18 protein-coding genes and 2 tRNA genes are annotated in these 22082 nt (G+C 58.0%); 14 read left to right on the top strand and 6 right to left on the bottom strand.

Features of this window, described 5'->3' with window-relative positions:
• Window positions 1-62 precede the first annotated feature (62 nt).
• Both Q8O69_RS05750 and Q8O69_RS05745 read right to left on the bottom strand, forming a co-directional pair.
• Window positions 63-139 (bottom strand) — tRNA-Pro (locus Q8O69_RS05750).
• A gap of 9 nt (window positions 140-148) precedes the next feature.
• A tRNA-Asn gene (locus tag Q8O69_RS05745) sits at window positions 149-224 on the bottom strand.
• 212 nt (window positions 225-436) lie between these two features.
• Here Q8O69_RS05745 and Q8O69_RS05740 point away from each other — a divergent pair.
• Both Q8O69_RS05740 and Q8O69_RS05735 read left to right on the top strand, forming a co-directional pair.
• Window positions 437-2779, top strand: a complete 2343-nt coding sequence (locus Q8O69_RS05740; RefSeq protein WP_305590312.1) for a DUF1631 domain-containing protein — start codon at window positions 437-439, stop codon at window positions 2777-2779.
• Window positions 2780-2788: 9 nt separating this feature from the next.
• A complete protein-coding gene (locus tag Q8O69_RS05735) occupies window positions 2789-3124 on the top strand; it encodes a PilZ domain-containing protein (RefSeq protein WP_275960678.1) in 336 nt (111 codons plus the stop codon).
• Between the two features lie 83 nt (window positions 3125-3207).
• On the opposite strand, the gene clpB is transcribed toward Q8O69_RS05735, so the two are convergent.
• The 3 genes from clpB to rluD all read right to left on the bottom strand — a co-directional run bounded on the left by clpB (window position 3208) and on the right by rluD (window position 7683).
• On the bottom strand, window positions 3208-5772 hold the full coding sequence (gene clpB / locus Q8O69_RS05730; RefSeq protein WP_305590308.1) for an ATP-dependent chaperone ClpB: 2565 nt from the start codon (window positions 5770-5772) through the stop codon (window positions 3208-3210).
• A 164-nt stretch (window positions 5773-5936) separates the two neighbouring features.
• A complete protein-coding gene (gene pgeF / locus Q8O69_RS05725) occupies window positions 5937-6662 on the bottom strand; it encodes a peptidoglycan editing factor PgeF (protein WP_305590306.1) in 726 nt (241 codons plus the stop codon).
• 46 nt (window positions 6663-6708) lie between these two features.
• Window positions 6709-7683, bottom strand: a complete 975-nt coding sequence (rluD, locus tag Q8O69_RS05720) for a 23S rRNA pseudouridine(1911/1915/1917) synthase RluD (RefSeq protein WP_305590304.1) — start codon at window positions 7681-7683, stop codon at window positions 6709-6711.
• A 147-nt stretch (window positions 7684-7830) separates the two neighbouring features.
• On the opposite strand from rluD, the gene Q8O69_RS05715 reads away from it, so the two are divergent.
• The 4 genes from Q8O69_RS05715 (at window position 7831) to Q8O69_RS05700 (ending at window position 12190) form a co-directional block, all read left to right on the top strand.
• Window positions 7831-8814 carry an outer membrane protein assembly factor BamD gene (locus Q8O69_RS05715; protein WP_305590302.1) on the top strand — a complete coding sequence of 328 codons (984 nt, stop codon included), beginning with the start codon at window positions 7831-7833 and terminating at the stop codon, window positions 8812-8814.
• Between the two features lie 211 nt (window positions 8815-9025).
• Window positions 9026-9271: a PP0621 family protein gene (locus Q8O69_RS05710; RefSeq protein WP_305590300.1), complete on the top strand. Its 246-nt coding sequence runs from the start codon at window positions 9026-9028 to the stop codon at window positions 9269-9271.
• Window positions 9261-10850, top strand: a complete 1590-nt coding sequence (locus Q8O69_RS05705; protein WP_305590298.1) for a PAS domain-containing sensor histidine kinase — start codon at window positions 9261-9263, stop codon at window positions 10848-10850. Before Q8O69_RS05710 ends, Q8O69_RS05705 begins: the two co-directional genes overlap by 11 nt.
• Window positions 10851-10852: 2 nt before the next feature.
• Entirely contained in the window at window positions 10853-12190 is a 1338-nt protein-coding gene (locus Q8O69_RS05700) for a sigma-54 dependent transcriptional regulator (protein WP_305590296.1), read from the top strand.
• A gap of 55 nt (window positions 12191-12245) precedes the next feature.
• Here Q8O69_RS05700 and thiO read toward each other — a convergent pair whose 3' ends face one another.
• Complete coding sequence (thiO, locus tag Q8O69_RS05695) at window positions 12246-13349, bottom strand: glycine oxidase ThiO (protein WP_305590294.1); 1104 nt, start codon at window positions 13347-13349, stop codon at window positions 12246-12248.
• Between the two features lie 108 nt (window positions 13350-13457).
• Here thiO and Q8O69_RS05690 point away from each other — a divergent pair, with 108 nt between their 5' ends.
• The 8 genes from Q8O69_RS05690 to Q8O69_RS05655 all read left to right on the top strand — a co-directional run bounded on the left by Q8O69_RS05690 (window position 13458) and on the right by Q8O69_RS05655 (window position 21894).
• Complete coding sequence (locus Q8O69_RS05690) at window positions 13458-13976, top strand: GspH/FimT family pseudopilin (protein ID WP_305590292.1); 519 nt, start codon at window positions 13458-13460, stop codon at window positions 13974-13976.
• Window positions 13977-14074: 98 nt separating this feature from the next.
• The gene (locus tag Q8O69_RS05685) at window positions 14075-14593 is read left to right on the top strand and encodes a GspH/FimT family pseudopilin (RefSeq protein ID WP_305590290.1); all 519 of its coding nucleotides are present in this window, start codon (window positions 14075-14077) and stop codon (window positions 14591-14593) included.
• Between the two features lie 16 nt (window positions 14594-14609).
• Window positions 14610-15158, top strand: a complete 549-nt coding sequence (pilV, locus tag Q8O69_RS05680; RefSeq protein ID WP_305590288.1) for a type IV pilus modification protein PilV — start codon at window positions 14610-14612, stop codon at window positions 15156-15158.
• Complete coding sequence (locus Q8O69_RS05675) at window positions 15155-15982, top strand: PilW family protein (protein WP_305590286.1); 828 nt, start codon at window positions 15155-15157, stop codon at window positions 15980-15982. The genes pilV and Q8O69_RS05675 overlap by 4 nt, the downstream gene beginning before the upstream one ends.
• A gap of 8 nt (window positions 15983-15990) precedes the next feature.
• Window positions 15991-16512, top strand: a complete 522-nt coding sequence (locus Q8O69_RS05670; RefSeq protein WP_305590284.1) for a PilX N-terminal domain-containing pilus assembly protein — start codon at window positions 15991-15993, stop codon at window positions 16510-16512.
• 10 nt (window positions 16513-16522) lie between these two features.
• Window positions 16523-16858, top strand: a complete 336-nt coding sequence (locus tag Q8O69_RS05665) for a hypothetical protein (protein WP_305590282.1) — start codon at window positions 16523-16525, stop codon at window positions 16856-16858.
• Window positions 16859-16873: 15 nt separating this feature from the next.
• The gene (locus tag Q8O69_RS05660) at window positions 16874-21475 is read left to right on the top strand and encodes a PilC/PilY family type IV pilus protein (protein WP_305590280.1); all 4602 of its coding nucleotides are present in this window, start codon (window positions 16874-16876) and stop codon (window positions 21473-21475) included.
• Entirely contained in the window at window positions 21475-21894 is a 420-nt protein-coding gene (locus Q8O69_RS05655) for a type IV pilin protein (RefSeq protein WP_305590278.1), read from the top strand. Before Q8O69_RS05660 ends, Q8O69_RS05655 begins: the two co-directional genes overlap by 1 nt.
• Window positions 21895-22082: the final 188 nt, after the last annotated feature.

Genomic DNA, 22082 nt, shown 5'->3' with positions numbered 1-22082 from the left:
CGAACCTACGACCAATTGGTTAAAAGCCAACTGCTCTACCAACTGAGCTAACGACCCAAAAATGGTCGGGGTAGGGGGATTCGAACTCCCGACATCCTGCTCCCAAAGCAGGCGCGCTACCGGACTGCGCTATACCCCGATGAAAGATTGGCTCCGCGACCAGGACTCGAACCTGGGACCCAATGATTAACAGTCATTTGCTCTACCGACTGAGCTATCGCGGAACTACTTGCTTCCTTTCTCAGAAACCGGAGCCGGTTGTTAAATCGTTTCCCGTGTCTGAGGCGCGCCATTTTACGTTTCCGCGCGCGCCTGTCAACCCCTTAAATTGCTTTTAGTACAATGATTTGCAGCTGCGTGAGCGGCTGCTATATCTTCCCTATGTCTGTATTCATTGCAGGACGCACCAGCCGTAAGGCTCCAGCCAGGAAAGTCCATGAGTAACCAGGGCATACCGCCAAATCCACCCGGCTCAACGCAGACCCTTGCCAGCCGGGGTATCCAGCCGCGCTTCGGCGACCTGGTGCAAAGTTGTCGAAAACTGGTGATGAACCGCCTGGCCGAGCACCTGACTGGAGTCTTCGCCCAAGTCGACGACACGCTGTTTGAGTGCGCCGAAAAAGCCGAGAACAATCAGGTACAAACCCTGTTCTTCGACAACATGCGCGAGATCCGCAGGCAGCGCCCGCAGATAGAACGCAGCTACCACCAGCAGATCGCGCAGAACTTCTCAGACTTCCTCGAAGGCAAGCTCAAGCCACCACCCAGCGCCAGTGAACTGGACGCCGAGCACATGGCCCTGGTGCAGAACGAGGATTATGAAGAAAGCCTGCAAGTCACCAATATGGTCAGCCGAGTCAAAGCACGCTGCGCGCAACCGCTGTTTGCTCTGGAGCAACGTCTGGCGCTGCTGAACAACGGCCAGAAGCTCGGCGAGGACATCAACCCCTTCGGCCCGCAGATGATTGCCCAGGCCTTTCGCGATGCCCTGACGCCCTGCCCGTTTCCGCTGCGTATAAAGGTCATCCTTTATACGTTGTTTGATACTCACGTTATGCAGAGCCTAGACAGCATCTATGCAGCGCTAAATCAGCGCCTGATTGATGCCGGTGTACTGCCTAATCTGAAGTACACCGCGCAGCGCAACAATCCGCCGGCACGCCCCAAGGCCACACCCGCCGCGCAGGCTGAACAAACGACCGAGAACCGCACCAGCAGCTCTGCAACCGTTACGCAGCCACCAGGACAGCCCTATAACGCCGCCAGTGCAGACTTGAGCGGCCCGCCGCCAAGTGACCCGCAGGAGTTACTGGGTAGCCTGGCGGCCTTGCTGGGTGAACACCGCCAGCGCGACGTTGACGCCCCACTGCTTGGCGGCACCCGCAGCATTGCCAGCTTTACCCCGCGCGAGGCGACCAGCACCTACAGCGCCTCAGCCCTGCTGGATGCGCTCAACCGCATGCAGCAGCAATCGGCCAACGACCTGTCACAGCGCCTGAGTCGCCCGCAGCAGGTAGAAGGTCTCAAGGCGGACCTGCAACAGCAGTTGGAAGCCCACAGCGAACTGCCTGGCCAGCAGAAGGTTTCCGATCAGGAAGCCGACGTGATCGACCTGGTCGGCATGCTGTTCGACTTTATCCTCGACGACGACAACCTGCCGGACAGCTGCAAGACCACCCTGTCCCACCTGCATACGCCCTACCTGAAAGTGGCGCTGCAGGACAAAGCACTGTTCACCCAACATCACCACCCGGCCCGCCGCCTGCTCAACGCCATGGCCCAGGCTGGCGTGCTGTATGGCGGAGAAGGCGATGAGCGCGGTTTACTGGCCAAGATGCAGTGGGTGGTTGAGCGAGTTATCCATGACTTTTTCGGCGACCTGCAACTCTTTGACGGCCTGCTGGAGGAGTTCAACGAATTCGTTGCCACCCTCAGGCACAAGGTCGAGCTGCGCGAACGTCGCGCGGTGGAAGCTGCCAAAGGTCGCGACAAACTGCTCGGCGCGCGCCAGCACGCGGTCGAAGTGATCGCCAACAGTCTGAACAATCGCCAGCCGCCGACCATCATCCGCAACTTCCTCGAACTGACCTGGGCCGACGTGCTGGTATTTGTGCTGCTGCGCAACGGCGAACAGAGCCCGGAATGGCAGCGCGCCTGTGAAGCAGCCGAACAACTGGCCTGGAGCGGCACCCTGCTCGACGAAGCGGGCCGTGAACGCCTGCAAAAACTGCGCGTACCGCTGCTCGAAGACCTGCGCAAAGGTCTGGAACTGCTCGGTGGCTACCACGAGGACGGCATTCGCCGCCTGCTGCAGGACCTGGTGGCCTGCCAGCACGCCGTACAGGCCAAACAGCCACAGGTGGCCGCCCAGCTCAAGCCAACCCTGCCCGAGAGCCCGCTGGGCGCCATGCTTGGCGAAGATGCTGCACTGGCGACCCTGGCACCGCGCGAATCAACACTCTCGGCCCGCGCCCAGGCGCTGGCCAAGGAGCTGGGCCATATCGAGTTCGGCACCTGGTTCGAATTCGTCAATGGCGAACAGGTGCGCACGCTCAAGCTGTCCTGGTTCAGCCCGACAACCCGCAACTATATGTTTGTCGACCAGAGCGGCCAGCGCGTGGCAATCAAGCCACTCACCCAGCTGGCCACAGAAATGGAACAAGGGCTGGCGCGCATCGTCACCCCTGAACGAGGTGCACCGCTGGTGGACCGCGCCCTTACCGCCATTTACCGCGTGCTCCAGCGTTTTACCGGGCGCACGGCTGAGCCCCAAGAATAAGGAACTCCTATGGATGACGAACGTCGCTTGCACAGCCGGCATAACGCCGACGTGCAGCTGGAAGTCTTCGACTTACACACTGGGCAGCGCCTGGGCCGCGTGGTCGACCTGTCCGCCGATGGCTTTATGCTGTTCAGCGATACCCCGCTGACCGCCGACGAGCTGGTGGAGTGCCGCCTGGTCAGCGAACAGGAGGTTGAAGGCGTGTGTGAAATCACCCTGGGGGCCGACTGCCTATGGAGCCGCCCCGGTGCGGACGGCCAGCATTGCTGGGCAGGCTTTCACATCATTGACCTGGCAGAAGACCAGGCAGCCGCGCTGGAAATCCTGCTCAAGCACCTGTAATCCACCGAATAGCCCCCCCCCCCGGTCAGCGCGAACTGAACCGGGGTGTTTATTATTTTGCAGCCCTATGTGGCCGACAACGCTTAATCAAAGACGATTTCATCGCCCTCAACCTTGCCGGTCACACTGCTGCCTGGGGCAAACTTGCCGGCCAGAATCAGCTGCGCCAAGGGGTTCTCGATCCAACGCTGCACCGCACGCTTGAGCGGGCGAGCGCCGTAGACCGGGTCGTAACCGACGGCGATCAGCTTGTCCAAGGCCTCATCGGACAACTCCAGGCTTAGCTCACGCTCAGCCAGCCGCTGACGCAAACGGCCCAGCTGGATCTGCGCAATACCGGCAATCTGATCGCGGGCCAGCGGTTCGAAAATCACCACTTCATCAATCCGGTTGATAAATTCCGGACGGAAGTGCGTGCCCACCGCATCCATCACCGCCGCACGCTGCGCCTCGCGGTCCCCGACCAGCTCCTGAATCTGCGTGGAGCCGAGGTTGGAGGTCATCACGATCACGGTGTTTTTGAAGTCCACGGTACGGCCATGGCTGTCAGTCAGGCGACCATCTTCAAGCACCTGTAACAGCACGTTGAACACATCCGGGTGGGCCTTCTCCACCTCATCCAGCAGGATCACCGAATAAGGCTTACGGCGTACCGCCTCGGTTAAATAACCGCCCTCTTCGTAACCGACATAGCCCGGCGGTGCGCCGATCAGCCGCGCCACGGAGTGTTTCTCCATAAACTCGGACATATCGATACGCACCAGCGCCTCTTCGGTATCAAAGAGGAACTCGGCCAACGCCTTGCACAGCTCGGTTTTACCGACCCCGGTTGGGCCAAGGAAAAGGAACGACCCGCTCGGCCGATTCGGATCGGACAGACCGGCACGGGAGCGCCGCACAGCGTTAGCCACCGCCACCACGGCTTCGTCCTGGCCGATCACCCGCTGATGCAGCAGGCCTTCCATTTTCAACAATTTGTCGCGCTCGCCTTCGAGCATCTTGCTCACCGGAATACCGGTCCACTTCGACACCACTTCGGCGATTTCTTCCTCGGTGACCTTGCTGCGCAGCAACTGGTTCTCGCTCTTGCCGTGCTGCTCAGCCATCAACTGACTGCGCTCAAGATCAGGGATCGTTTTATATTGAATGCGCGCCATCGTTTCTAGATCACCTTTACGCCGAGCCGCCTCCATTTCTGAGCGCGCCTGCTCTATTTTTTCCTGGAGTTGAGCTACTCCCTGTACCTCGGCTTTTTCTGAACGCCAGATCTCTTCTAAGTCAGCATATTCACGCTCAAGACGAACAATGTCTTCTTTCAGCTTTTCAAGGCGCTTGAGAGCCGCATCATCGTCCTCTTTCTTTAGCGCTTCGCGCTCAACCTTGAGTTGAATCAGCCGACGCTCAAGGCGGTCGAGCACTTCAGGCTTGGAATCGATCTCCATTCGGATGCGGCTGGCCGCTTCGTCGATCAGGTCGATGGCCTTGTCCGGCAGCTGACGGTCGGTGATATAGCGGTGCGACAGCTTGGCCGCGGCGATGATTGCACCATCGGTGATGGCCACCTTGTGGTGCACCTCGTAGCGTTCTTTCAGGCCACGCAGGATGGCGATGGTGTCCTCTTCACTCGGCTCATCGACCAGCACTTTCTGGAAGCGCCGCTCCAGCGCCGCGTCTTTCTCGATGTACTGGCGGTACTCGTTGAGCGTGGTCGCGCCGACGCAGTGCAGCTCGCCGCGCGCCAGGGATGGCTTAAGCATATTGCCGGCATCCATCGAGCCTTCGCCCTTGCCGGCGCCAACCATGGTGTGCAGCTCGTCGATAAACAGGATGATCCGCCCTTCCTGCTTGCTTAGTTCATTGAGCACAGCCTTCAGCCGCTCCTCGAACTCGCCGCGGAACTTGGCGCCCGCGATCAGCGCGCCCATATCCAGCGACAACAGGCGCTTGTCCTTCAGGCCATCCGGCACTTCACCGTTGACGATGCGCTGGGCCAGGCCTTCGGCAATCGCCGTTTTGCCCACGCCCGGCTCGCCGATCAGCACTGGGTTGTTCTTGGTGCGGCGCTGCAAAACCTGAATGGTGCGGCGAATTTCGTCGTCACGACCGATTACCGGATCGAGCTTGCCTTCCTCGGCACGCTTGGTCAGGTCGACGGTGTACTTGTCCAACGCCTGGCGGTTTTCCTCGACGTTCGGGTCATTTACCGCATCGCCGCCGCGCAGGTTGGTCACGGCATTTTCCAACGCCTTGCGGCTGACGCCCTGACCGAGCAGCAGCTTACCCAGCTTGGTGTTCTCATCCATCGCGGCGAGCAGCACCAGCTCGCTGGAGATAAATTGGTCGCCCTTCTGCTGCGACAGGCGATCAGCCTGATTGAGCAGGCGCGCCAGATCCTGCGACAAGTTGACATCGCCGGATGGGTTCTGGATTTTGCCCAGCTGATCCAGCTCCTTGCCCAAGGCCAGGCGCAGGCTATTCACATCAAAGCCGACCTGCATCAGCAGCGGCTTGATCGAGCCGCCCTGCTGCTCAAGCAAGGCCTGCATCAGGTGCAGCGGTTCAATGGCCGCATGGTCAAGACCCACGGCCAGGGACTGCGCATCGGAGAGCGCGAGTTGCAACTTGCTGGTTAAACGATCAATACGCATAAACAATCAACCCTCGTGGTGATGGCAGGCCGGCACACTGAATCGCGCCCAAACAGAAAGCCTGCGGATGAAGAGTAGATGAGGCCGATTGTGCGGGTTTCAAGCCGAGCGGCGTTGACCTGGGTCATTTACCGCAACAGTGCCGCAGCGGCGGCACGTGGGGATCAGTTGCCCAGCCAGATCAGACTGGCAAAGCGACCGGTTTGCGCCGAGCGGCGGTAGGAGAAGAAACGCGGGTCGTTGAAGGTGCAGAAATCGCCGCCGTACACCGCCTCGACACCACGAGCAGCCAGACGGATGCGCGCCAACTGGTAAATATCAGCGATAAATTTGCCTGGATTGACACTCGACTGGAATGCCGCTGCGGCCTGCGCATGCTGGGCGACAAAGGCTTCACGCACTTCCGCACCCACCTCGAAGGCCTGTGGCCCAATTGCCGGCCCCAGCCAGACCAGCACCTGATCTGCCGGCACCGCCAATTGGTCCAGAGTGGCTTCCAGCACCCCTGCAGCCAGCCCGCGCCAGCCGGCATGGGCTGCCGCAACACGGCTGCCGGCACGGTCACAGAACAGCGCGGGGAGACAGTCGGCGGTCATTACCGTACAGGCAACGCCAGGCTTGCTGGTCCAACTGGCGTCAGCTTCGAGCACCCGCGCAGGATTGGCCTCAACCACCGCAACACCATGCACCTGCTGCAACCAGGCCGGTTTGCAGCCGAGCAGACTGACCAGCCGCTGACGGTTTTTCAGCACGGCCTTTGGCTCATCACCAACATGCTCGCCCAGGTTGCAACTGTCGAACGGCGCCATGCTGACACCACCACTGCGGGTGGTGACGCTGGTTTTTACCCTTGCCGGTGCGGGCCATTGCGGCGTCAGCCAGTCGTGCATCCTGTCACCCTGCTCCCTGTTGCCCAGCACTGGGTTAACCAACGTTCTAGCCAATAAAGGCCTCACGGTCCTGGCGCAGCAGCGTCAGCAACCAGACAAAGTCATCCGGCAATGGCGACTGCCATTTCATCCGCTCACCGGTAATCGGATGGTCCAACTCAAGAAAACGCGCATGCAAAGCCTGGCGCGGGAATTCCTTGAGCGTTTGCACCATGCTCGGGTTGGCCGCAGGCGGAATACGGAAACGCCCGCCGTAGACCGGGTCGCCCACCAGCGGGTAGCCGATATGGCTCATGTGTACGCGGATCTGGTGGGTGCGGCCGGTTTCCAGCTTGACCCGCGCATGGGTATGCGAGCGATAGCGCTCCAGCACCCGGTAATGGCTGACCGCCGGCTTGCCGCCATCGCTCACCGCCATGCGCTGACGCTGCGAGGAGCTGCGGCCAATCGGCGCATTGATCTTGCCGCCGGAGGTGATCACGCCAATTACGATGCACTCGTAGATACGGCTGACCGAGCGCCTCTGCAGTTGGTCGACCAGGCGGGTCTGCGCTTCGATGGTCTTGGCCACCACCATCAGGCCGGTGGTGTCCTTGTCCAGGCGATGAACAATGCCGGCGCGCGGCACATTGATAATGTCCGGCACGTGGTGCAGCAGGGCGTTGAGCAAGGTGCCATCGGCATGCCCGGCCGCAGGGTGCACAACCAGGCCGGCGGGCTTGTCGATGACCAAAATCTGCTCGTCTTCGTAGACGATATTTAGCGCGATGTCCTGGGCGATCCATTCGCCCTGGGCTTCCTGCTCGGCGTTCAACGCCAGCAGTGCACCACCGTGGACGATGTCGCGCGGGCGCAACACCTCACCATCGACGGTCAGCAGACCCTCTTTGATCCAGGCAGACAGACGCGAACGCGAGTGCTCGGCGAACAGGAGTGCGGCGACTTGATCGAGGCGTTGACCGCCCATTTCATAGGGCACCTCGGCGTTCAGTTCAATGATCTGCTTATTAATAGAGGACATGCTCGGCAACAGAGGGGGCATAGCTTTTGGTTTCGGCTACACGCTTGTGGTTAAATACGGCGTCTTTGCCCCAGGGGTACCGGGGGCGCTCATCATAACAGGACGGCTTTGCTCAAGACAGCCGCCGTCACAGGGACGCAAGCCGCCATGCAAGTGAAACACCTGCTGCTGATCGCAATCCTCGCCCTCACTGCCGCCTGCTCATCGAAGCAGGTGGTCGACGAAAATCTGAGCGAGACCGAACTCTACCAGCAGGCACAAGCCGACCTGGACAATAGTAGCTATACCAGCGCCGTCGCCAAGCTCAAGGCCCTGGAGTCGCGTTATCCATTCGGCCGTTATGCCGAACAAGCACAGCTGGAACTGATCTACGCCTACTACAAGAACGTTGAGCCGGAAGCGGCTAAATCCGCAGCCGACCGTTTTATCCGCCTGCACCCGCAGCATGCCAACGTTGATTACGCCTACTACCTCAAGGGCCTGGCCTCGTTCGATCAGGACCGCGGCCTGATTGCCCGCTTCGTCCCGCTGGACATGACCAAGCGCGACCCAGGTGCCGCTCGCGACTCCTACAACGAGTTTGCCCAGCTCACCAGCCGCTACCCCACTAGCCGCTACGCGCCAGATGCCAAGCAGCGCATGATCTACCTGCGCAATCTGCTGGCGGCTTACGAGATTCATGTGGCGCACTACTACCTGACCCGCAACGCCTACGTGGCAGCGGCCAACCGTGGTCGTTACGTGGTGGAAAACTTCCAGGAAACCCCAGCAGTCGGCGATGGCCTTGCGGTGATGACCGAAGCCTACCAGCGCCTGACCCTGGATGACCTGGCAGCCACCAGCCTGGAAACCCTCAAACTCAACTACCCGGATCACCCAAGCCTGGTCGACGGCCAGTTCGTTCCGCGCGAAGAAGAAGCCGACAGCCGCTCCTGGCTGGCCAAGGCTACCCTGGGCCTGATCGAAACCGACACACCACTGCCACCCGGCGAAACCCGCGCCAGCCAGGATGTGATTCGCCAGTACGAAGATGCCGAAGAGCAGATCCCGGACGACCTCAAAGCCGGTACCAGCGCAGAAAAAGCAAGCCGCTCCTGGTTCAGCTATCTGACCTTTGGCCTGTTTGACTAAGCCGGCAAAACGCAGTGGAAAAGGGAGGCCTTAGGCCTCCCTTTTTATTGGCCAGATGGCCGAAGCTGAACGGCAGGTAAGCCCGCCGCCACCACCAAACGCGGCTTATCGCTCAAAGCGGCAGAAAACAACACTCAGCGCACGATTTCAACGCTGGGCGCACACAGACGGGTTAGCTAAACTGCCCGCTTACCGATAGAAAGAGAGCGCCATGGGCCTGTTCCGCTTACTGTTCTGGATTGCCATCATTGCGGCCGCATTTTGGCTGTGGCGACGCTTTACTCGGCCAACATCCCCTCGCCCTGAAGACCGCAACACCAGCGCAGCTCCTACCCCAATGGTGCGCTGCGAACATTGCGGCACCCATGTCCCGCGCGATCACGCACTGGCAAAGGGCGAACAGTGGTTCTGCAGCCAGGCGCATCTAGAACAAGGCACACAACCCGGTGAGCGCTGATTTCTCCCTGAGCGGGGAGCAAAGCAGGCGAATCCTGCGGCTCTACCACCTGTACCGCCTGGTTATCGGCATTACCCTGGCACTGCTGATTTCCAGCGAGCTCGATGCCCAACTGCTGGACATGATGCACCCAACGCTGTTTCGCAATGGCAGCTGGCTGTATCTGGCTCTCAACGTCCTAATTATCGCCACCGTGCGCCGCCCCAAGCGCCTGGCGCAGGTATTCAGCCTGGCCCTGGTCGATGTGATTCTGCTGTCCGGCCTGTTCTATGCCGCCGGCGGCACACCCAGCGGCATCGGTAACCTACTGATTGTTGCCGTGGCGATCGCCAATATCCTATTGCGCGGGCGTATCGGCCTGCTGATTGCCGCAGTCGCTGCAGCGGGCATGATCTACCTGACCTTCTACCTCAGCCTTAGCCGACCGGCTGCTGCCGCGCAATACGTACAGGCCGGCGCACTTGGCGCGCTGTGCTTTGCCGCTGCACTATTTGTGCAGGGCCTGACCCGCCGTCTGCAAGTCAGCGAAAGTCTGGCCGAGCAGCGTGCTGCCGACGTGGCCAATCTGGAAGCATTGAACGCCCTGATCCTGCAGCGCATGCGCACCGGCATTCTGGTGCTGGATGAACTGCACCGCGTATTACTGGCCAACCAGGGCGCCAACCACCTACTGGGGCATGCCGACCTGACCGGCAAGATTCTCGACCCACACTGCCCAGAGCTTATCAAGCGCATGCAGCAATGGTCGCACAACCCCAGCTTGCGCCCAGCCAGCCTGCAAGCGGCGCCTGATGGACGGGTGTTGCAGCCGAGCTTTATTGCCCTGCAACGCGGCGAGCACAAACACACGCTGATTTTCCTCGATGACATCTCGCAGATCGCCCAGCAGGCGCAACAGCTCAAGCTCGCCTCGCTGGGTCGCCTGACTGCCGGCATCGCCCACGAGATTCGCAACCCACTGGGGGCAATCAGTCACGCCGCCCAGCTGCTGCAAGAGTCAGAAGAGCTGGAGGGCCCCGATCTGCGCCTGGCACAGATCATCCAGGACCACTCGCGACGGATGAACCTGGTGATCGAGAACGTCCTGCAACTGTCGCGGCGGCGCCAAGCCGAGCCGCAATTACTGGACCTGAAGTATTGGCTGCACCGCTTCGCCAGCGAGTTTCGCAGCAGCGCTGCCCCAGGCCAGACCCTGCACCTGGAAACCAGCAGCGGCAGCATTCAAACCCGCATGGACCCGCACCAGCTCACTCAGGTGCTGAGCAACCTGGTAGAGAACGGCCTGCGCTACAGCGCGCAAAAGAACAAACACGGGCAAGTTTGGCTGAAACTGTTTCGCGACCCGGAGAGCGAGTTGCCGGTACTCGAGGTGCTAGACGATGGCCCCGGCGTTACCGAAGAGCAGCTGCACCACCTGTTCGAGCCGTTCTACACCACGGAAAACAAAGGCACTGGCCTAGGCCTGTATATTTCCCGCGAGCTGTGCGAAAGCAATCAGGCCCGCCTCGACTATAAACTTCGTGAAGGTGGCGGCAGCTGCCTGCGTATCACCTTCGCCCACCCGCGCAAACTGAGCTGACCATGACCCGCCAGAGAGCCCTGATCGTCGATGACGAACCCGATATTCGCGAACTCCTGGAAATCACCCTGGGGCGCATGAAGCTCGACACCCGCAGCGCGCGCAACGTCAAGGAAGCCCGCGAGTGGCTGGCCAAAGAAACCTTCGACCTGTGCCTGACTGATATGCGCCTGCCTGACGGTACGGGCCTTGAGCTGGTGCAGCATATTCTGCTGCGTCACCCGCAAGTGCCAGTGGCGATGATCACCGCCTACGGCAGCCTGGACACCGCAATCAACGCGTTGAAAGCCGGCGCGTTCGACTTTCTGACCAAGCCGGTGGATCTCGGCCGCCTGCGCGAGCTGGTTGCCGCCGCCTTGCGCCTGCGCAGTGCCGATGGTGAGGAACTGCCGGTGGACAGTCGCCTGCTCGGCGACTCGCCGCCGATGAAAGCCATGCGCAAGCAGATTCTCAAACTGGCGCGCAGCCAGGCGCCGGTGTATATCAGCGGCGAATCCGGCAGCGGCAAGGAACTGGTCGCCCGACTAATCCACGAGCAAGGCTCACGCGGCGAGCAACCCTTTATCCCGGTCAATTGCGGCGCCATCCCCACAGAGCTGATGGAAAGCGAGTTCTTCGGCCACAAGAAAGGCAGCTTTACCGGCGCCATCGAAGACAAACAAGGGCTGTTCCAAGCCGCCAACGGCGGCACGCTGTTCCTCGATGAGGTTGCAGATCTACCGCTGCCGATGCAGGTCAAACTGCTGCGTGCAATTCAGGAAAAAGCCGTGCGCGCCGTCGGCGGCCAACAGGAGCTGATCGTCGATGTACGCATCCTCTGCGCCACCCACAAGGATCTGGCCGGCGAAGTCGCGGCCGGGCGCTTTCGCCAGGATTTGTACTACCGCCTCAACGTGATCGAACTGCGCGTTCCCGCCCTGCGCGAGCGCCGCGAAGATATCGCCCTGCTGGCCGACATCATGCTCAAGCGCCTGGCCGACGGCACCGGTCTCTGCCCGGCCAAACTGGATGATGACGCGCTGGAGAAGCTCAAGAGCTACCGCTTCCCGGGTAACGTGCGCGAACTGGAGAACATGCTCGAACGCGCCTACACCTTGTGCGAAGACGACCGTATTACCACCAGCGACCTGCGCCTGGCCGACAGCGTACCGATCAGTGAAAACGGCGAAGCCAACCTCGCACAGATCGATAACCTGGAAGACTACCTGGAAGCCATCGAACGCAAACTGATCATGCAAGCCCTGGAAGAAACCCGCTGGAACCGCACCGCCGCCGCGCAACGCCTGGGCCTGAGCTTTCGCTCAATGCGCTATCGACTAAAGAAGCTCGGTATCGACTAAAACGAGCATCAGTTATGAGAGGGGCTTTAGCCGCTGGCCCCTCCCAGAGAAACGCTTAACCCGCCGAAACCAACCGCCCAGCAGGCGCATAGGGTGCGGGGTCAACAATCGGCTCACGCCCCAGCATCAGATCAGCCAGCAACTGGCACGACGCCGGCGCCAGCACCAGCCCATTACGATAGTGCCCACAATTCAGCCACAGCCCATCATGCCCCGGCACCGACCCAATAAACGGAATGCCCTCGGGCGAACCAGGCCGCAGCCCAGCCCAATGCCCCACCACCTCTGCATCTGCCAACGCCGGCAACAACTCGATAGCGGAAGCTTTCAAGCTGGCCAGCGCCTCGTCGGTCGGCGTTTTGTCGAACCCCGCATGCTCAAGGGTGCTGCCAATCAGAATATGACCATCACGCCGCGGAATCGCATAACGCCCCTTGGCCAGCACGATGGTAGGGAGAAAGTCTTCGGCACATTTGTACAGAATCATCTGCCCCTTGACCGGCACCACCGGTAACTCGATGCCAAGGGTCTTCATCAGCTCGCCACTCCAGGCACCGGCAGCCAGCACCACCTGATCGGCATACATATCACCCTGTGCGGTGTGCACACCCGTGATACGCCCGCCCTCGCGAATAAACCCACTCACCGCACAGTGCTCATGCAAAGTGACATTCGGCATCTGCTGCAACGCGGCCCGTAGCGCCTTGACCAAGCGCGGGTTACGCACATTCGCCACATCCGCCATCTGCACCGCACGCCCAAAGCCCTTAGCCAACGCCGGCACCGCCCGCTCTACCACCGCAACATCCACAGACTGCAGCGGGCGCCCCTCACGCTGCGCCCAGGCAAGCGCCTCAGCCTCCTCATCCAGATCAAGCCAATACAACCCGGTGACATACACCTCCGGATCGATCTGCGTCTGCGCCAGCAACTGCTCACCCAAACGCGGATAAAAATCCTGCGACCAGTGTGCTAGCGCCGTGACCGCAGGGCTGTAACGCCAGGGGTAAAGCGGTGAGACAATACCGCCACCGGCCCATGAGGATTCGTTTCCGGCCTGAAAACGCTCAAACAGAACCACACTTACATTCTCCAAGGCCAATAAATAAGCACTGAGCATTCCCACTACACCACTGCCGACGACCACCACTCGACTCAAGCTGACAACCTCTCGGGAGGAAAACTTACACAACAACGATGAATTGGCCACAAGCGCAATCGCCATTCATGCACACACTCAATCACACGGAGCAATGGAGAGTTCAGGATGAACACTAAACCGGCTAGGGGCTTTACTCTGTACGAATTACTAATCTGTACAGCGATTGTCTCAGTACTCGCCTGGAGCATCGGAGCACTGGGCCAAGTAGTAGATAAGCAACGCCTGCAAACGACCCACAGCGAACTTGCCACACTTATCACCATGGCTCGCTGGCAGGCCATGAGCAACACCAGCAGAGTAACACTCTGCCCACTGCAGGATCATGGCCGGTGCCAACTACCCTGGTCCGGCACCCTCACCAACTTTATCGACAGCAACGGTAATCGCACACTCGATCCCGGTGAGGAAATCATCGCCCACATCACTCTGCCTCGTCACACCACCCTAAACTGGCGCGGCATGAACCCAACACACTCGCTGCATTTCAGCGGCAACGGCATGACCTTTGTTAGTAACGGCACCTTCACGCTGTGCCATCGCAATCTCAACGAGACCCGGCGCATAACCCTTAATAAACAAGGGCGCCTGAAAAGCGAACGTTTAAACAGCACCTGCCCCCACTAACCACTCAAGCCACAAATGCAGCCAGCTATCCCCCTTGTATTGAATGGACGAACCGCAGCAGCCAAGATGAGAGTGAAAGTTTCCCTTCGAGAACGCCCATGCTGCGAAGTAAAGGATTTACCCTCATAGAGCTGATGATCACTGTCGCCATTCTGGGCGTTATTCTGGGTCTTGCTGTGCCGGCGATGGGCGATTTCGCTGTACGCCAGCGTGTCAGCGGCCAGGCCAGTGAGCTGATGCTCGCATTGGCCTTCGCCCGCTCCGAGGCCGTCAAGCAGAATAGTGAAATCGCCGTTATACCTGCTACGAACGCTGCCACCGGCTGGGCTGATGGCTGGTGTGTCGGCCCAGCCGACAGCATGCCTAACTGCCAAAGCGAAAACCGCCTACGCAATTTCCAGGCTAAAACTGGCGTGACCGTTAGCAGCAACTTTCTTCAAGCCACTAATAAACTGGTGTTTCAACGTGACGGCACATGCTCCCTATGTGGAAGCACACCATTCAAAATTACGTCTACCAAGCTAAAAGCGGACCCGGCAGATGCCCGCTGCATCGACATCAATCGCCAAGGTCGCTCCAGTATTCGCAACGTCCCCCGTGACACAGCATGTTCCTAAAAGGATGAGACTGTTCATGCATATTAATAGCTCACAGCAACGCGGCAGCTCCCTGATCGAAGTATTGATCACCTTGCTGATATTTACCGTTGGCATGCTCGGCCTAGCAGCACTCCAACTTAACGCTCTGCAAGGCTCTAGCGACAGTGCTCAGCGCTCTCAGTCCACCTGGGTTCTGCAAGACATTGCCGAGCGTATTCGCGCCAACCCCGCCGGCACTGCAGCTCAATATGCCGCAGCACCAAACTGCGCCAATCCGCCCGTTGCTCGCTGCGCGGATTACTACGACCCAAGCACTTCAGCCAAGGTTACTGCACAGAACTGCACCGCAGCCCAAATGGCTGCATTTGATCGCTGGGAATCCCAATGCAGCTATGCAGGCCTTGCGTCAAACACCATCAACGGGCGCTTTACTAGTCGCGACTTCATCACCCCGCCTGACAACAACATTACCTTAGGTGTAGCCGCCGCAGGCAACACCCTAACGCTGCAAGGTTTCTGGCTCGGCCGCGCAGGCAAAAACACCCTTGCACCAGGTATTCCCGCTTTTGAGGTGCGCCGATGAGCATCAGTAATTTCACCACCACACGTCGCATCCAGCTCGGTCTTTCACTGGTTGAACTAATGGTCGCCATGGCCCTGGGCCTGTTGCTGATGACGGGGGTTATCCAAGTGTTCCTCTCCAGTCGGCAAACTTATGCCGCCAACGAGGCGATGGGGCGACTTCAGGAAAACGGGCGATTTGCCCTAGAGTTTATTGCCCGCAGCGCGAGGCTTGCAGGTTATACAGAGCCAGTTTTTGAAGGAGGCAAGCCCCTTGCATTGGTCCGCCCATCCTGCACGGGCCTCCCTGGCACCATCCCAGCAGAACTCTGCGCCAGCACAGGCAGCGGCAATGCATCTGATAGCGTTGCCTTTGTTTTTCAGCCCCCCTTTACCGATGGAGTTCGTCGCGACTGTCTCGGCAACACCATCACTGAAAACAATATGCTGTTGATAAACCACTACTCCATCATCCCCGCAACAGCCACAACACCAGCATCACTAGGCTGTCGTGCCTACAAGTTCAACGACACCACAGGCAGTTGGACTTCTGGGCCCGCCGCCCAAGAGCTGATCTCAGGGGTAGACAGCCTCCAAGTTCTCTACGGAGTCAACACCAGTGGCGACTCCCGCAGCGCCAACCAATACGTCTCGGCTGACCGCGTCACCAACTGGAACAATGTACGCGCAGTTCGTATTGCCGTTTTAGCCAACTCAATCGCCCCCCTAACACCCGCGCCGGCCGGGCGTAATTTTGTACTGCTGGATGCAGCCCCGATCAATTTTGCAGATAACCGAGCGCGGCAAATATTCAGCACCACCATCCAGCTTAAGAACACCTTTTGAGGCGAATCATGCATATCCATCTCGCACACTCTCGCGCACAAAAAGGCGCCACGCTGATCGTGGCCCTGGTTTTCTTGCTGGTACTGACTATTGCTGGCGTAACTGCCATGCGCTTCTCCACCTTTGAAGAGCGTATGGCCAGTAATAGCCAGTTCCGTAACCAGGTGTTCCAGCAAGCTCAAAATGAACTGCGCGCCCAGTTGCTGGCCTTTAACACCAACCTCGCCAATCGTGCACCGCTATTGGCAGCCATGGCTTTCAAGGGGACCCCGAAAACAGCAGAAGAAGTAACCGCGCTGAAGAGCGTCGGCCTACCTGCAACTACTGGCGCAACCGTAGGCATCACACCGATCACCGGCACAGTGGGCGCCTCAAATACAGTCCGTTATGTCCAGGAAAAGCCCTGTGATGACGGTTCCAGTATTGAACGGTTTGTCTGCATCGACTTTCAAATGGAAGCCAAGGCAGAACTCGCCAGCGGCACCTATTCCTGGCAGTCCCAGGGCATGACATTCCAGAACAACAAGTGAGCATACAACCATGAAAAAACGTATCAGCCTCACCCTATTCAGCCTCCTGCTCAGCTTCAGCAGCTTTGCCCAGCAGCAGCCTGACACCGAACTTTTGACTCGCGTAATCGAAATGGAGCGCCTGATCGTCAACTGGAGCCCCACTGACGCAGGCCTTGGTCGCGTCATGGCCTATACCTGCCTGGATTGCCCGGCTACGAGCATGACTATCGACCGTAACGCTCAGCTGGAAATCAATGGCCAACTGCGTTCAATTGATGAGCTGGCGCTCAAGGTTGATTGGGCCGGAGCCATCACGGTCACTAACCATGCACCGACCCATATCCTCAAGTTCTCCATATACTAAGACTGGAGTAAGATCATGTTTAAACTAAGACCAGTCGCCGTCGGGATTAGCGCATTCCTCTATGGAATTATAACCTTCAATATCGCCCTGGCCGATGACACTGAAATCTATGTACCGCGAGACTTGCCCGCCGACCAGCAAGTACGCCCTAACATTCTTTTTATTCTCGACTCTTCTGGTTCAATGGGTGGACAAGTAGCGAATACAGGAGGAAAAACGCGAAACCAAGTCATGCAGCAGGTTGTAAACAACTTGATTGACCAATTAAAAACAAAAGAAGATGTCAATATAGGTTTAATGCGTTACAAAGGCTTGCGTACAAACTGCCCCAATGATAACCGAAACTGTGAAAATGAGCAGGGGGGTCACATTGTCAGCCCTGTACAACGCCTTACGTCCAGTAATGCAGACACCATGAAAGGTGTCGTAAATAATATTGGGCTTGATGACTGGACACCACTCTCGGAGACCTACTACGAGGCATATCGCTACATGACCGGCCAAGCTCCAGTTTGGGCGGCCGCCCGTAGCGTGTCGTCCTCTATGAGTGGCGGCAAGTATATTTCGCCAATTACCCACGCCTGCCAAAAGTCACACATCATTTACGTAACTGACGGTGAACCTACGCGAGACGTTGGTTCAAATGCTGCAATTAAGTCACTGGCCGGTGTCAACACTACTTACAAAAGTAACACCTGTTCGAACAGCGATGGCCAATGCTTGCCGCACTTGGCCGAATACATGGCCAACCAGGATTTATTCCCTGCGCCAGCACCTTTCGCCGACCCCACCAACCGCAAGCAAACGGTCACATCCCACTTTGTTGGTTTCACGGTCGACCTGCCACTTCTGAGAAACGCCGCTACTGCTGGTGCCGGCAGCTATTACACCTCAGACAATGTTTCCGGCCTGACCGCGGCACTGAAGGCGATCATCATCGACATCACTGCGGAAAACACCTCTTTTGCTGCGCCAAGTGTGGCTGTAAGCGCCTTTAACAACCTCGGTTTCCGTAACGACCTCTACTACGCCTTATTCCGCCCCGCTGAAGGTGCCAACTGGCCAGGTAACGTCAAGCGCTACAAGCTAGGCAAAGACACTGCCGGCAACCCGTTGATTGTCGACCAGAACAACAATGCCGCGATTGACGACAGTACAGGCTTCTTCAGTAACAGCGCCTCCAGCTTCTGGTCAGCCACCGCCGATGGCAGCGATGTGGCCAGAGGCGGCGTCGCCGGACGCCTGCTCAACCCTGACACACGCAATATTTTTACCTGGACAGGTGCTGATCGAACTGCAACTGCCACAAACGGGGTCACAGGCTCCGTAAGCCTCAATGCGGCCAGCTATCGACTTAATACGTCTAATACCGCGCTCACCAACACCATGCTGGGCGCCAGCGATACCACCCAGAAGAATCAGTTCATCAACTGGGCACGCGGCAAGAATACTGACGGCACTAACCGCTTGGCTATTGCTGATGTACTGCACAACGAACCTAAACTAGTCGCCTACGTTACTGATGAAGACCTAAATCGCGTACAAACAGCACCACTAACTTCACCCGAACAGCTATATATGTTTTTCGGATCAAACGAAGGCTTTATTCATGCCATCGATCCAAAAACTGGCAACGAAAAATTTTCCTTTATCCCCAAGGAGCTGCTGCCTAACCCTGGCGCATATCTGACTAACGCTAAAGGTTCAACCAACAAGAAATACGGTATAGACGGTCAGATCAACCTGTGGACCAGCTATCGCACTCCCACAGCCGGTGATGTTACCGCCAGTCGCCGAGTACTAGACAAAGCCATCCTTTATGCGGGAATGCGCCGCGGTGGTAGCAACTACTATGCGCTGGATGTCAGCAATATCGATGCACCGGCCTTCAAGTGGATGATCAAAGGAGCGTATAACGCCGCTCCGACTCCTGGCTTTGAGAAGCTCGGAATGACTTTCTCCGCCCCCAAATTGGCGGACGTGAAGATCAATAATGTGCAGACCAAAGTGCTGATTTTCTCCGGTGGCTATGACCGGGACCACGACAATATCGGCACTAACGCCCCTAAAGCCGACAGCCTGGGCAATGCCCTATATGTGGTCGATGCTGAAACTGGAAAACTGCTCTGGCGTGCCGGTGGCAGCGGCGATACCGGGGCCAATCTGCAGATCGCAAGCATGACTAATAGCATGCCAGCAGATCCCACCATCGTAGATATTAATGGTGATGGTCTAGCCGACATCATCTATGCATCCGACCTGCGTGGTCAGGTATTCCGCTTCGACATCAACAATGCCAACACCGGCATCAACCCCACCTCTACTTTTGCCACTGGCGGTCGCATTGCCCAACTTGGCGGCGCTACTATTGCGGACAACCGTCGCTTCTTCAGCTCACCTGATGTGGCACTGATACGTGAACGGGGGGGCAAGACTTACTTCACTATTTCTATCGGTTCAGGCTTCCGTGAAAGCCCACTCAACACTGACACCGATGACCGCTTCTATGTGCTTCGTGATAGCAACGTTTTCATTAAACCGAGCACCTACACCACCATCACCGAATCCGACCTGACTAACGTTACCGGCTTTGATCTGAGCGCGGGCGACACGGATGCCATCCTGGAAAAAATCAGGACGCTAGAAGCGCAAATGCTGAGCATCAACAACGCTGTTGACGGCGCGCGGCAAAATTTTGTCGACTATCGCGCCGGCATCAACCACACCGCGAAACAGAATGCCGCCTCTCAGGCAATGAGCGATGCCGACGAGCGACAAAAACAGATCGACGAAATCCTTGGCGACGACCCGTTCCTCGTCGAGAACAACGAAAACCTTCAGCAGCAAAGCAAGCTGCAAAGCAGCCTGGAAAAAGCACAAATTGCACTGGCAAAGTTGCAGCAGTTGTTTCTCGATACAGTTGATCTGGCAGACGCCGCAGATGCCGCAGCCCTCGATGCTGAGCGCATCGCTGCTGACACGGCCTATAACAATGCCGCTACCGCATACAATGGCGCCCAGAGCACATCCGATAGCGCTAACACTGCACGGGATGCGGCTGAAGTTGAAAAAGATGCAGCAGCAGCTTCACTCCAAGCCATAGTAGACCTGATAAACGCAAGAACTGATGCCATCAATGCCTGGACCGCGGCTGGATCACCCGATCCTGACCCATTGAAAGACGCCCGTGATAATGCAATTCAAGCTGTCTTGGATGCAGAAAATGATGATGGCGACGAGGCATCTCGGATAAGTGTCCTCAATGACAAAACGTCGGCATACAACAATACAGTTATCGCAGCAGATACTGCTGCATTGGATGCTGCCACCAAGCTTGCAGAAAAGGACGCAGCGCAGGTAACTCTTGATTCAGCCATCCTGGCCCATGCAGATGCAGTGCTGAATGACACCAACGCTGCCGCCCTTCTGCCACTCAGAGATAACCTGGCATCTGAATATGCGCGCCTGACTGAACTGCAGCGCGATCTTGACCAAGCATTCGTCGCGATTAAAACCAAGGAGGCAGAAATCATTGCCGCTCAGGCTGACCCAGCGCAAATAGATGACGGCCTACCCACCCTGCAAGCCGAACTGGAAGTTCTGCGCGCGGACTATGCGGCTCGCGCATACATTGAGACACGCGAAAACCTTAATGCCGGCAACCCGAGCAAACTGCACACATTGCTTGCCACTGTCCAAAGCGCTCTGGACCTGCCTGGAGCAACTGCCGATATCATCACCGCTGTCGACGCTGCATTGGCTGCAATGGGTTTAGATGGTGATATAACCGATCTACCGAATGGCTTTCCTTATAACTATGCGGATCTATTGGTTCGTGAAGAAGCCGCTAAAGCAGCAACCCTCAGGGCCGCAGCGACCAACAGTCAAACCATCGCGGACCAGATTGCCACCTTGCTGTCTGAGCAGGCAGCGCTGATTGCATCCGGTGCCGCATTGCAAGGGGAAGCCGACGCTCTTGCGGCCCTCCCCTACAATGTTGCAAGCGCCATGCTGTCTGCTGCCCAACTGACAGCACTGCAAGCGCAGACCGCACCAGATGCCCCAACCTACTTCGACGCTTATCAGTTCCTGATTGACCAGGCCCTGGCCAATGCGGCAAACCCAGCAACAGGCTTGCCGTATCTGCGCAGTGAGATCGACAAGGAGTACGCCAAGCTGACACCCGGTAACAGCTACACACCCAATACCAATCTGCTGGCAGCCAGTAAAGGCTTCTACCTGAAGTTGCCGAAAGGCGAAAAGGTACTCTCTACCTCGGTTTCTTTCCGAGGCGCGGTGCTATTCAGTACCTTCAGCCCTCGTGGCCAGGCCGTTTCCACCTGTGGTTCGGACGTGGGCCGGGGCCGTACCTATGCGTTGAGTCTGATCGATGCCAGCGCCCTGTTTACCGAAACAGCAGCGGATGGCACCAAGAATCCGGTGCGCAGCTTCGACCTGAAACGTTCGGGTATTCCACCGACTCCATCGGTTATTCTCTCCGAGGGTAAACCTACCATCCTGACCGGTACCGAAATCCTGCGTAACGATTGCGTGGACGGCGCCGAAGTCTGCCGAGCAGGCGATGCAGTCAAGGCAAGCTACTGGAGAGAAAATTGATGAAACAACAGGGTTTTAGCCTGATTGAACTGATGATTGTTGTGGCGATTGTCGGCATTCTTGCCGCCATCGCTTACCCGAGTTACCAGAACTATGTATTACGCTCTGGCCGGGCTGACGGCCAGGCCAAACTAATGGAAATACTCCAAGCCCAAGAACGCTTCTATTCACAGAACCAGACCTATACGGCCAATTTGGGAGCAGGGGGATTGGGCTATGGTGTTGCTGCCGATGCGGCAGTTGCGTCCGACGAGCGTCGATACAACATCACTGCTGAAGCATGCGGCGGTAGCATTGCCCGCTGCGTAGTCCTAACGGCTTCTCGTGTCGGCGCTCAACTACAGGATAACGAATGCGGCAACCTGACGTTGGATAGCCGTGGAACCAAAGGTGCCACTAACGTGGAACGCTGCTGGTAAAACACTCAACCAATAAAAAAGGGTCGGCAATGCCGACCCTTTCTTTTTGGCTATGTCCCAATAGCGTGTTGCAAAGACTAAGCTTTAAGGCAGGCATCCGCTCATGAGGTCTGCCCGCCATGGATACTCAAGCCTTTCAGCGCTGGCTGGCTCAGGTGAGCCAACTCAGCGGCAAACAGAAATCTGCA

This window comes from Pseudomonas sp., assembly GCF_030690725.1.
Lineage (GTDB): Bacteria > Pseudomonadota > Gammaproteobacteria > Pseudomonadales > Pseudomonadaceae > Aquipseudomonas.
Note: the sequence above shows the minus strand (reverse complement) of the source record. Positions and strands in the feature narration are given on the sequence as shown.